Raw genomic sequence first — 11,531 nt, 5'->3', positions numbered from 1 at the left:
GCACGGGTGTCATGCCCTAAAATCTCTAACCATTGCGGAGAAATATACGTGAAATTTCCTGCACGGTCCAGCGAGAAGACGATATCGCTGGCATTCTCGACAAGCGAACGGAACTTCTCCTCGCTCTCGCGGATTCCCACCTCCATCTTTCTTATACCAGAGATGTCAATGGCAACCCCGCGGAACCCGGTAATCTCCCGTTTCCTCGTGATCAGGGATGGATAGACAACCACCGGGAATGTGCTCCCGTCCTTCCGGATCCCGGTATACTCCTTGGGCTCGTAGGGCATACCGGCAAGGATGCTGTTCACGTTTCTCATGAATTCTGCGTGCTGATCGGGATCGATCAGGGACAGGACGGGTTTTTGTGCTGTAAGTTCCTCAACAGAAAAGCCGGTGACAAACGCAGCATGGTGGTTCGCGTAGGTTATGCTGAGTTCACGGTCTGTCTCGAAGACCATCTGGGGCAGGTGGTCGGTAAGGTCCCGGAACCGCGCCTCGCTCTCAATGAGTGCTTCATGTGCTTTCTTTTGCTCCGTGATATCCTCGTACGTCCCCAGCACGCCAAATATCTCCCCCTCCCGGTTGCGAAGAGGCACTTTACTGGACCGGAGCCAGGACGTACTGCCATCGGGCCAGGTATGTAATTCCTCAATATTGAGTTTCGGCTGCCCGGATTCCATCACCATGTGGTCGTCTGCCCGGAACTTCTCCGCAGTCTCGAATGGGACAAGGGTGTAATCAGTCGTCCTGGTCACCCCGGCAGGGTTGTCATACCCGGCATCGGAAGCAAAAGCCTTGTTGCACCCCAGGTACATCTGGTCGCGGTCTTTCCAGAACACACTCTGGGGTATCGTGTCAAGTACGCTCTGGAGCATCTGCTGCGACGCAAAAAGGGCGTCCTCGGCAGCCTTCCGCTCCGTGATGTCGCGGATGGTGCCGATTGCGACCCGGTGTTTGTCTTTATCAGCGGTATAAACAGTCTTGTCCTCGTACCACCGGTATGTGCCGTCCCTGCGCCGTACCCGGAACTGCTCGGACATGGTGGGCGATCCGGCGCGGATATTCCGCGACATTGCCAGAAACACCCTGTCAGCGTCATCGGGATGGATCACCTCCAGGAAATCCATACCCATCATCTCTTCCGGCTGGTACCCGAGCTGTTCCGATACCTGTGGACTTACGTACAGGATCGTCCCGTCCTCTTCAAGAGAGAAGATGATGTCCTGGTTCACTTCTACCAGCAGCCGGTACTTCTCCTCGTTCTCCCGCAATATTTCTTCAGCACGCTTCTGCTCGGAGATATCGAGGACAATTCCCCGGAATCCGGCCAGGGCCCCGTTTTTATAGACCGGGTTGGCGTAGATGAGGGCCGGGAAGGTGCTGCCGTCTTTCCTGGTGTAGGTGTATTCATTGTGTTCGACCGGCTCGCCGCGAAGGATTTTTCCAACGTTTTCCTTCAGGCGGGCATGCTGGGAGGGATCGATAACACTGAAGGGGCTTGCCTCCCCCCTTGCAACCTCTTCATGGGTGAACCCGAGCTGCGTGTAGGTCTGGTTGTTTGCAAAGGTGAGACGGAAGTCGCAGTCAACTTCGAAGACGATCTGGGGAAGCAGTTCGGCAAAGGTCCGGTGTTTCTCCTCGCTCTCGCGCAGGGCAGCCTCGGCCTGTTTCTTTGCCGAGATGTCTGCAATCACCCCGCGAAACCCGACCATCTGTTTGTTCCGGAAGATGGACGAGGAGTACACGATGATGGGGAACGGCGTCCCGTTTTTGTCAAACGCGGTGTATTCCTTTGGTTCGAAGGGGATACCGTACCGGAGGTGGTGGGCATTCTCCATGAACGTTGCGTGCTGGGACGGGTGGATGAACGTGAGGACACTGATCCCGCTTCCCATTACTCCGGGATCGAACCCGTACCGGTCAGCGGTATACCTGTTCACGTACGTGATCCGGAGGTCCATGTCCGTCTCGAAGACCATCTGGGGCAGGTTGTCGGCAAAGTCCCGGAACTTGCTCTCGCTCTCCTGTAACTGGAGTTCGCTCCGGGCCAGTTCCTCTTCGGATGCGGTGATCCGGTCATAGGCCTCCCTGAGCTGTGCCTGAGCCTGCCGCTTGGAAACAGCCTGACGGATCTTATGGGCAAGTTCGGCAAACTGTGCCTGAGCCGAGCCGCCCTTCTGGAGATAGAAGTCGGCGCCGTTGTTGATGGCATCAATCACCACCTCCTCGCGGCCCCTGCCCGTGAAGAGGATGAACGGGATATCGCCGAACTGCTCCCGGACATGTTTCAAAAACGCGATCCCGTTCATCTCCGGCATCTCGTAATCGGAGACAATAGCATCGTAAGACCGGGCAAGGGGGATTTTTATGGCCTCTGTTGCTGAAGTGGAAATGCCGACCTGGAACTCACCGTGCATTTCCAGGAAAATTTTTGCCATTTCAAGGAGTTCGGGCTCGTCATCGACATAGAGAACCCGCAATCCTTCAGCCATGCACAGTATATTATTATGTGATCCTATATTTTTGTGATGAGGTGCATGGCGTACTGGGCGGAATGTGCGGGACTATCTAAAAAAACAGTCTGTCGGCTCCCCCCACGGCCCACGCTTGCCCTTTGTGAGCAGAGCGATAAGGAAGTCTTTTCTCGTTTTCTGCGGAACAGGATGCAATGGATCTTCTCATCGCGTTTGTCATAACGCTCGCCCTCATCACTGCGGTCAGCCTCTGGTACCGGATCTCGCCGTTCTTCACGCTTGTCGGCGGGGCGATCCTCTTTGGGCTCCTGTCAGGGATGGCCCTCGAAGCCACTCTTGAAGGGGTCGTATCCGGGCTTGGCAAAGTCTTTGCCTCGTTCGGCCTCATTATCCTCTGCGGTGCCGTGATTGCGATCCTGTTGCAGGAGCAGCACCAGGCAGAAGAGATCGTCTCTGATATCCGGCGCATCGTGAAGAATCCTCCGGCACTTGCGGGATTCTCGGGATACCTTCTCGCCGTCCCGATCACCTGCTGTGTCACGGCGTATGTGATGCTCCAGCCGATCCTGGAGTGCCTGGAAGTGGACAAGGCGAAACAAAACATCCTCCTTTATCTTGCGGCAGTCGGGAGCATTATCTCGTATGCGCTGATCTTCCCGACCCCGGTTGTCATCCCGCTCTTCGCGGCATTCGGGGCAGGCACCAGTGCGCTCGCGTACGATGCGGTTGCGATCCCGCTCTCCCTTGCCGTTCTCGGGGGAGCGCTCCTCTTTCACCGGTGGGCACGCCCGGAGATCTCTTTCACTGCGAATCCTTTGCAATGCGGGGATACCCGGCAGGATTCCCATCCCGGCATCCACTGGCGGGCATGGGCGCCGTTCATCGCGATCCTTGCAGCCATCCCGGTCTCCTTCTTCCTGCTCGGTCTCTCGCATATCGGGATCATCAACTTCATCATGCTTGTGGGTGCTGTCACCGCCATTGCCCTTGCACCGAAGGGGATCCGCGCAACGGGCCTGTCAAAGAGTGCAAAACACGCCGGGATGATCATCTTCGATATCTGCGGGGCCGGGGCGCTCGGGTACGTGATCGTGAAGAGCGGTTTCACGGAGGGAGTTCTTGGCCAGCTGGTCATCCTGATCCCGGTCATCCTCGTTCCCTTCATCCTCGCGGCCGTGATCGAGACGGCGCAGGGGTCGCGGGTCGTGACTGCGGTGATCACGGCGGAGGTGCTTGCCGGATCCGCAGTGGTCGGGGCTATCCACCCGATCCCGCTCATCCTCCTGATCAGTGCCGGCTCCTGTATTGTCTCGTATGTCACCGATCCGTACTTCTGGCTTGTCCAGAGGACGACCGGCGATGACATCAACACGGTGGTGAAGAACTACACGCTGCCGATAGCGCTTGCCGGTATTGCGATCCTCGTCGTTGCCGTTGCGCTGGAGTACCTGGTATTCCGGTGACAGGCAGGAGCGTATGCTGACCAGTCACCGGATCCTCCAGCAGTACTGGCATGATGAGCGCTATGATCCCCGGAAAGTGCGGGTCTGGTATACCGACCGGGGAGCGCCGGAAGATCGCTCGATTGCCCAAGGATCCGACATCAGTCTGGAACCATACTACCTGAATATCCGGACGCCTGCAGGAGAGAAGCAGATCCCGTATCACCGAATCCTGATCATCACCTACCATGGTGCCGTTGTCTTCGAAAACCAGAAGGTCCGGGGGCTTTCGGCGCTGATTACCGGGAATGTAAAAGATATGTGTAACTTTCGGGAATACGAGGAGTGATCCTCAGTCCAGACAGGTTTGTCCCTTTTCTGTGAGCGAGTAGATGATCCAGTTGCCGTGGTATTCGCCTTCAATGAGGCCGCTCTCCTTTAAGATGTTTAAGTGGTAGGAAAGTTTCGAACCGGAGAGGCGTGTAAACCGGTTGATGACGCAGACACAGAGCGGCTGGTCGCGGATAAGGTAAAGGATGGAAAGCCGCAGCGGGTCGGAGAGTGCATGGTAGACCCGGCTCTTCTCTTCGAGTTCCGTTGCCGGGGGGACGCGTTCCGTGAGGGCATCCAGGCCTCCGAGCCGGTCAAGCTCCTGCTGGATCTGTTCAGGGATATCCTGGACCTTTCCTTCGGGTTTGCACTTCGCCGTTTTCCCGCAGCAGGAGAGTGTCACGCGCTTCATTTCAAAATAATCTGAAATAACAAGATATATAACCTTGCCCTGTTTACACTGATTCAACAAAATTTGAAATGGCAGGTACCATGAGTTGCATTGATACCGATACACCCGCCGGGCAGGACCTGGTTGTCATGAGAGCAAAAGAGCGTACTGTGGAGAATCTTGTCTGGAACCCGCACCCGAAATTCAAAGGGGTCTTCTTACGGCACCTTGTGACCGGCAGCGAAACAGGGGGCCGGATGAGCATACACCATGTCCGGGTCTATCCTGGCTGCGAGATTGGCGACCACGCCCATGCCGGCCAGGTGGAGATCCATGATGTCGTCTCCGGTGAGGGGACCTGCATCCTGGCCGGGATGGGGATCCCGTACCGCCCGGGTGTCTTGGGCGTCATGCCTGCCGATACCCTGCACCGTGTTGTTGCGGGAGACCATGGGCTCCTGCTGCTGGCAACGTTTTCACCGCCCCTGGTATGAGGAGAAGAGAAGATATGAAACAAGCAAAAAAAACCTGCTGCAGTTGCACACCGGATCAGCAGGCCCCGTCATGCGGCTGCCAGGAACCTGACCATGTGCCTGCGGAGATCCGCACAACTGACAGCACGATCACGTTTACCAACCGGCTCGACCACTTCCTTGCCCGCTGGAGCTGGAAGCGGGAGGCGCACCGGGTGGAGCCCGGCCTGTACCGGCTCGGGAATCCCACGGCAGAATCGCCGGTCTTTGCATCGGCCAACTATACCCTCAGCTTCGATGCGCTGCGATCGGCGCTCGCGGGGACAGATGCATGGATCCTTGTACTGGATACAAAGGGGATCAATGTCTGGTGCGCAGCGGGAAAGGGGACGTTTGGGACGGATGAACTGGTCCGGCGCATCGAGTCTACCAATCTTGCCGGTATTGTCAGCCACCGGAAGGTCATCGTCCCGCAGCTTGGGGCTCCGGGAATATCCTGGCCGGAGGTCATGAGAAGGACGAAGTTCCTGGTCGAATACGGCCCGGTCCGGGCCCGCGACCTGCCGGAATACCTCAGGACGCACACGGCAACGCCGGCCATGCGCCGGGTAGAATTTCCGTTCATTGACCGGCTCGTCCTGACACCGGTGGAGTTCATGCACGCGGTACTCCCGACAGCCGTTCTCGCGGCAGTCCTCTGGTTCCTTGCCGGGCCGGTTGCAGCGCTCGCTATCATTGCCGCCGTCCTTGCCGGGACCGTTCTCTTTCCCATCCTGCTCCCGTTCATCCCTACGCATGACTTCTCATCAAAGGGGCTGATATTGGGTGGTATCATTGCCATCCCCTTTGCGTACGCCTTCGGCACTGCTGCCGGCGTACCGGCCTGGGCGAATGGTGCGGGGGCTCTTGCGGCAGTCCTCGTCATGCCTGCGATCACTGCATATCTTGCCCTCAACTTCACGGGCAGTACTACGTTCACGTCACGGACCGGTGTGAAGAAAGAGATCTTCCGGTACGTGCCGGTTATGGCAGTGATGGCGGCAGCCGGATCACTTGCGGCAATCATCCTTGGCGTGAGCCGGCTCCTCGGGGTGATCTGACATGTTCGATTTCCGAAGAACTGAGCGAAGAGAAGCTCGAGGAGGAGAAGAGGGGCACCAGCCGCTCTTCGACTCGTATACTGAAACATCTCTGGAACTGCATACAGATCGCTGCATCAACTGCAAACGCTGCCTGCAGGTCTGCCCGCACGCGGTCTTTACCGAAGGCAGGGAGCATGTCATCCTGTCCCGGCCCGCGGCCTGCATGGAGTGTGGGGCCTGTGCGAAGAACTGTCCGGTGCAGGCTATCGAAGTGCAGAGCGGAGTCGGCTGTGCCTGGGCGATGATTGGTGCAGCACTGCGGGGAAAGGATATGGACACGGAGTGCAGCTGCGGCGGGGACGATGGCTCCTGCTGCGGGAATTCCCCAACCTGAAAAGCGATCCGAAAATCCCCTGGGACACCTGCCTCTTGCAGCAGAACGGCGTAAAGCCCGTGATCTTGGAAGACCGGCACGAGACATAAGTTGATGTGTCATGGGCACAAATAGATGGCAACACCATTCCGGGTACCGATTAGCTGGCCTGGTTCTCCCTGCCGCATACCATTACGGCGTGCAGGGATAAAACGGACACAATACACATATCGATAATCCCGGGCCGGAAACCGGCCTGGCAGAACCGGCGGGAGTCCCGATGATCCACCGTCACGTGGTGACGGCCCCTGCTGCCCTATGCCGCAAGCGGACGTTTGTCCTGCACAAACGGCGAGGGATGTTCGGCGGTATGCCGATACGGGCCTGTAACAAGGTTTCCCCCACGAGCCCCGCGGAAGGCTGTTTTTCGGCCTGTTAAACGGGGAAGTCCCGGGCAATAATCAACGGGGCGGACAGACAGGGAAACCCGGAATATTGTCCCATCAGGAGATACACCAACCATGGAAATAGAAATCATAGCCGTTGGCGGATACGACGAGGTCGGGCGGAACATGACCGCGGTCCGCTGTGGCAAGGACATTGTCATTTTCGACATGGGCCTTCGCCTGGACCAGCTGATGATCCACGAAGATGCCGAGGTCGACGAAATGCATTCCCTCGACCTGATCAAAATCCGGGCAATCCCGGATGACACTGTCCTCCAGAAGGTCGAAGGGGCCGTAAAAGCCATTGTCTGCTCGCACGGGCATCTCGACCATATCGGAGCAATCCCGAAACTCGCCCACCGGTACAAGGCACCGATCATCTCTACCCCGTACGCCACGGAACTGATCCGGCAGCAGATCGAAGGAGAGAAGAAATTCGGCGTGGCCAACCGCCTCGTCCCGCTCCGGGCAGGCCAGAAATTCACGATCTCCCCGACCCTTGTCCTGGAATTCGTGCGCACCCAGCACTCGATCATCGATACCGTGACCCCGGTCCTCCACACCCCGCACGGCGCCGTTGTGTATGCCTGCGACTTCAAGTTCGACCGGACACCGGTCATCGGTGAACCGCCGGACTTTGCCCGGATGCGGCAGATAGGAAAGGAGGGTGTCCTCGCACTCATCGTGGAAAGCACGTACATCCACCGACCCGGCCGGTGCCCGAGCGAGCGGATTGCCCGCGATCTTGTCCGGGATGTCATCACCAGTTTCGAGGATGATAAAAACGGCATCGTGGTCTCGACCTTCTCGTCTCACATCTCCCGCTTGAAGACCATTGCGGAATGCGCCCACGAGATCGGCAGGAAACCGGTATTTCTCGGGCGCTCGATGGAGAAGTATTCCGTAACCGCTGAGCAGATGAAGTTTGTCTCGTTCCCGAAAACGGCGAGCGTGTACGGGAACCGCAAGACCGTTGACCGGATGATGCGCCAGATGATGAAGGAAGGTAAGGACAAGTTTTTGCCCATCGTCACCGGCCACCAGGGAGAACCCGGCTCCACGCTGACGCGGATTGCCCTTGGGGAGACTCCCTTCCAGATCGCGAAGGGAGACAAGGTGATCTTCTCGGCAAATATCATCCCGAATCCGATGAATGTCGGGAGCCGGTATGCCCTCACTCACCGGCTGAAGTTCGCCGGTGCCCGTGTCTTTGAGGACCTGCATGTCAGCGGCCATGCGTATCGTGAGGATCACTACGAGTTCCTCCAGATCCTGAATCCCCAGCACATCATTCCGGCGCATGCGGATATCACGATGACCGCGGCATATGCGGAATTTGCCGGGGAACTGGGGTACACGGCAAACAGTACCGTCCACCCCGTGAAAAACGGGTCACGGGTCCGGGTCCACTAACGTATCGTGACAATGGGCTAAAAAGCCTGGATGGAAGGGATCACGAGAAAGATTCTCTTTAGTCCGGGTTCGCATTATTTTATGATCCAAATGATACCCTGACCCGAAAATAACTCCCCGTGTGCTCTGCTCTCACAACCGTCTGATTTTCCCATACCTTCAAGAAACCCGGGCACCGATGGGTACTAGAGAACACCATGAGCGAGCCCATGGATAAGACATCGGTCGATCGCATCAAGCAGCAGACCGCACGCCTCTCGGTTATCTCCAACTCCATCCTTGTCGTGATGAAGTTTGTCATCGGGTTTGCCATCGGCTCCGTCAGTATCATCTCCGAGGCGATCCACTCCTCGATGGACCTCATCGCCGCGGTCATTGCTTTCTTCTCGGTGAAAAAATCCTCGGAGCCCCCGGATGCCGGCCATGCCTTCGGGCACGGGAAGTTCGAGGACATCTCCGGCCTTATCGAAGCCATCCTCATCTTCATTGCAGCAGTTCTCATCATCATCGAGGCAGTAAAGAAACTGCTGGGTGAACCCACCGAGCACTTCACTCCCGACCTGCTCATCCTTGGTATCGCCATCATGGGCATATCAGGTCTCGTGAACTGGTATGTTTCGAGCCGGCTCATGAAGGTGGCAAAACAGACGGAGTCCATTGCGCTCGAGAGCGATGCCTGGCACTTGCGGACCGATGTGTATACTTCCCTCGGGGTCATGGCCGGGCTTATCCTCATCAAGCTGACGGGTATCCCCCTCTTCGACCCGCTCTTTGCGCTGGGGGTTGCCGTCATCATCATGAAAGCCGCATGGGACCTGACCACAAGGTCCTTCTCGGATCTCATCGACCACAGCATTCCTGAAAAAGACGAGCAGCGCATCCGGCAGATCATCTGCGAACATGCCACCGATTACGCGGGGTTCCACGACCTGAAGACCCGCAGATCGGGTCCCGAGATCTTTATCGAGTTCCACCTTGTGATGCCCGGGGGGATCACCGTCATCGAGTCGCACGATTTTGCCGACCACCTGGAAAATGATCTCATTCTTGAATATCCCCGTTCAAACGTCACGATCCATATCGAGCCCTGCAGTGAAGGCAGGTGCAACCGGTGTGGGTCATTTTGTACCTTTTACAAGAAAAATGGCGCCCAGGATAAGTCGGAGAACTGAACGGTCAAAAAGGGTATCCTGCACCCTACTTATCCCGTTGAGCGGGTTGTTTTGCCCTGAGGGCTGGAATCCTCGCGCCAGTTCTGTCGAAGAAATCCCCCCTTTTAGGAGCAAACACCGTTTCATTTGTCAGTCTTCCTGCGTAAAGACAAACCCCGTGAACCTGAAAAGCGGTCATGGAAATGCCCTGCCCTGCCGCTCCCGGTACGGAAACGATGCGGGGTCATTGGCGCGTAATGAGCCCTGAAACTCTTTTTTTCCTCAATCTTGGATGGTTCGTGGGACATGGAATGCCGATTCCACTCCAGGATCTACAAATACTCCTCTTCCGGAAGCAAAATATGAAAACAACGACTGATTCATAAAATGAAAACTGTCCGCGGATATTTATCTTCCTGCGTTATAGTAGACTGTGCCTCAGGGAGGTTATACGAAAGAGTGCAGCGATGGATGCATCTCATGTGCGGGACTGCTCAGCCACAGTCTCAAAGGGGATCGTCTCCATCGGGCTGACCAGATCATCAAAGGTTGAACATGCTACAGCCGCGTGAGGTTTTTGGCTAAAACGGCAGAAGGCCAGAAACCGGCAAAGACACCGGCTGCGGGGCCGTACAATGTCAGCCGGGGAAACTCTGCGGGTCGCCGGGTAATTCGCAGGACGAAACGGCAGGATGTCCTGGGAATGACCAATACGCCGTCGGTCCGGGCCGCGTGCATCCTGAAATAACCTCTCGGGGCACTTTTCCTGACTCTTCTGTTTCGTCTTTTACATTATCATCCGGATTCCTGAATGCCGATAGGGAATGGTTTTCCCAAGGTTGTAAGGATCTTCCTCCATCACGATCGGGAATACCCGGGGATAGCATCGCTGGATTTATCTGATCGTGACGATATGGTGTAGTTAACGTCATCCACGGATGGAGGTCATGATCATGGCAACAGGTGTCAAGATACCTATCAATTATGCACAGGCAGCCGAATCGCTCAGGACACTTCTGAAGCTGAAAGGCTCCCCGGTTGCATTCCGGTTCGCGACAAAGAAAGAAGAGATCCCTGCCGGCATGGAAAAGCTCGACAAGACGATCCGGCACTGCTCCATGGCCGGGCTTGCCCGGAACGAGGGAAAGATCTTCTATTCCACGGTGGAAAACCACGAGTGTAATGGCGGTGCCTGGTCGCTTGGCCTGAAGGAGCTTACCGAGACCTTAAAGACCGGTGACTTTTACTTCAAGCTGGGCAAGTTCGAGAGTTCGGCTGCCTGCAAGCGGACCATCGACCGGGTCGCCCACTTACAGCCGGGCGACACCTACGCAACGATGTATGCCCCGCTCGACAAGGCACCGTTCGACCCGCAGGTTGTTATCGTTGTGGCAAGCCCGTGGGCCATGCTCAAGCTCTCCCAGAGCACCCTGTTCCGCGTTGGCGGGAGGATCCACGCGGAGTTTGCCGGCATCCAGTCGGTCTGTGCCGATGCCTGTGCCCAGACGTACCTGAACGGGAAGGTGAACTTCTCGCTCGGGTGCGATGGTTCACGGAAGTTCTCCGGTATCGATGACGGCGAGATGGTCATGGGCATCCCGGCGGAGATTCTGCCCGAACTTGTCGAAGCGCTGAATATTGTTGCCGCTGCCCCGGGATCAAAACCCGGCGCAAAATAACTTTTTTCAAATCCCCGGCGTACAGCGGGGGAATCAGCGTAAAAAAGGGTCAGATGAGTTTTGCCCCAGCGAGGATCTCATCAGAGTCCGAGCGGTGAGAAACTCTTCGTTGTGTTTCGAATCAGCGAGGATCTCATCAGAGTCCGAGCGGTGAGAAACTCTTCGTTGTGTTTCGAATCAGCGAGGATCTCATCAGAGTCCGGGCGGTGAGAAACTCTTCGTTGTGTTTCGAATCAGCGAGGATCTCATCAGAGTCCGGGCGGTGAGAAACTCT

The 11,531-nt window shown here is 56.7% G+C and carries 11 protein-coding genes; 9 read left to right on the top strand and 2 right to left on the bottom strand.

Features of this window, described 5'->3' with window-relative positions; translation table 11 throughout:
• Positions 1 to 2,495: PAS domain S-box protein (locus PHF39_RS12110; RefSeq protein WP_300224467.1), on the bottom strand; the 2,495-nt coding region annotated here is incomplete at its 3' end.
• Positions 2,496 to 2,671: 176 nt separating this feature from the next.
• Here PHF39_RS12110 and PHF39_RS12105 point away from each other — a divergent pair.
• Positions 2,672 to 3,940 (top strand): GntP family permease, encoded by a 1,269-nt coding sequence (locus tag PHF39_RS12105; RefSeq protein WP_300224465.1) that lies wholly within the window; start codon positions 2,672 to 2,674, stop codon positions 3,938 to 3,940.
• A gap of 13 nt (positions 3,941 to 3,953) precedes the next feature.
• A complete protein-coding gene (locus PHF39_RS12100) occupies positions 3,954 to 4,268 on the top strand; it encodes an RNA repair domain-containing protein (RefSeq protein WP_300224463.1) in 315 nt (104 codons plus the stop codon).
• Positions 4,269 to 4,271: 3 nt separating this feature from the next.
• Here the strand turns inward: PHF39_RS12100 and PHF39_RS12095 are convergent, their stop codons facing one another.
• Positions 4,272 to 4,661 (bottom strand): metalloregulator ArsR/SmtB family transcription factor, encoded by a 390-nt coding sequence (locus PHF39_RS12095; RefSeq protein WP_300224461.1) that lies wholly within the window; start codon positions 4,659 to 4,661, stop codon positions 4,272 to 4,274.
• A gap of 80 nt (positions 4,662 to 4,741) precedes the next feature.
• Here PHF39_RS12095 and PHF39_RS12090 point away from each other — a divergent pair, with 80 nt between their 5' ends.
• The 7 genes from PHF39_RS12090 to PHF39_RS12060 all read left to right on the top strand — a co-directional run bounded on the left by PHF39_RS12090 (position 4,742) and on the right by PHF39_RS12060 (position 11,257).
• Positions 4,742 to 5,134 (top strand): cupin domain-containing protein, encoded by a 393-nt coding sequence (locus PHF39_RS12090; protein ID WP_300224459.1) that lies wholly within the window; start codon positions 4,742 to 4,744, stop codon positions 5,132 to 5,134.
• 14 nt (positions 5,135 to 5,148) lie between these two features.
• The gene (gene hgcA / locus PHF39_RS12085; RefSeq protein ID WP_300224457.1) at positions 5,149 to 6,213 is read left to right on the top strand and encodes a mercury methylation corrinoid protein HgcA; all 1,065 of its coding nucleotides are present in this window, start codon (positions 5,149 to 5,151) and stop codon (positions 6,211 to 6,213) included.
• 91 nt (positions 6,214 to 6,304) lie between these two features.
• The gene (gene hgcB / locus PHF39_RS12080) at positions 6,305 to 6,589 is read left to right on the top strand and encodes a mercury methylation ferredoxin HgcB (RefSeq protein ID WP_366144246.1); all 285 of its coding nucleotides are present in this window, start codon (positions 6,305 to 6,307) and stop codon (positions 6,587 to 6,589) included.
• Positions 6,590 to 7,089: 500 nt separating this feature from the next.
• Positions 7,090 to 8,427: an RNase J family beta-CASP ribonuclease gene (locus tag PHF39_RS12075; RefSeq protein WP_300224453.1), complete on the top strand. Its 1,338-nt coding sequence runs from the start codon at positions 7,090 to 7,092 to the stop codon at positions 8,425 to 8,427.
• Positions 8,428 to 8,636: 209 nt separating this feature from the next.
• Entirely contained in the window at positions 8,637 to 9,599 is a 963-nt protein-coding gene (locus PHF39_RS12070) for a cation diffusion facilitator family transporter (protein ID WP_300224451.1), read from the top strand.
• A 556-nt stretch (positions 9,600 to 10,155) separates the two neighbouring features.
• Complete coding sequence (locus PHF39_RS12065) at positions 10,156 to 10,326, top strand: hypothetical protein (protein ID WP_300224449.1); 171 nt, start codon at positions 10,156 to 10,158, stop codon at positions 10,324 to 10,326.
• Between the two features lie 205 nt (positions 10,327 to 10,531).
• The gene (locus PHF39_RS12060) at positions 10,532 to 11,257 is read left to right on the top strand and encodes a DUF169 domain-containing protein (RefSeq protein WP_300224473.1); all 726 of its coding nucleotides are present in this window, start codon (positions 10,532 to 10,534) and stop codon (positions 11,255 to 11,257) included.
• Positions 11,258 to 11,531 lie beyond the last annotated feature (274 nt).

Source organism: Methanoregula sp. (assembly GCF_028712425.1).
Lineage (GTDB): Archaea > Halobacteriota > Methanomicrobia > Methanomicrobiales > Methanospirillaceae > Methanoregula.
Note: the sequence above shows the minus strand (reverse complement) of the source record. Positions and strands in the feature narration are given on the sequence as shown.

Bases quoted from the DNA above. Each gene is read 5' to 3' on its own strand.
- PHF39_RS12075 (WP_300224453.1), top strand. From the start codon at position 7,090: ATGGAAATAGAAATCATAGCCGTTGGCGGATACGACGAGGTCGGGCGG.
- hgcA (WP_300224457.1), top strand. From the start codon at position 5,149: ATGAAACAAGCAAAAAAAACCTGCTGCAGTTGCACACCGGATCAGCAG.
- PHF39_RS12105 (WP_300224465.1), top strand. From the start codon at position 2,672: ATGGATCTTCTCATCGCGTTTGTCATAACGCTCGCCCTCATCACTGCG.
- PHF39_RS12070 (WP_300224451.1), top strand. From the start codon at position 8,637: ATGGATAAGACATCGGTCGATCGCATCAAGCAGCAGACCGCACGCCTC.
- PHF39_RS12090 (WP_300224459.1), top strand. From the start codon at position 4,742: ATGAGTTGCATTGATACCGATACACCCGCCGGGCAGGACCTGGTTGTC.
- PHF39_RS12060 (WP_300224473.1), top strand. From the start codon at position 10,532: ATGGCAACAGGTGTCAAGATACCTATCAATTATGCACAGGCAGCCGAA.
- PHF39_RS12100 (WP_300224463.1), top strand. From the start codon at position 3,954: ATGCTGACCAGTCACCGGATCCTCCAGCAGTACTGGCATGATGAGCGC.
- PHF39_RS12095 (WP_300224461.1), bottom strand. From the start codon at position 4,661: ATGAAGCGCGTGACACTCTCCTGCTGCGGGAAAACGGCGAAGTGCAAA.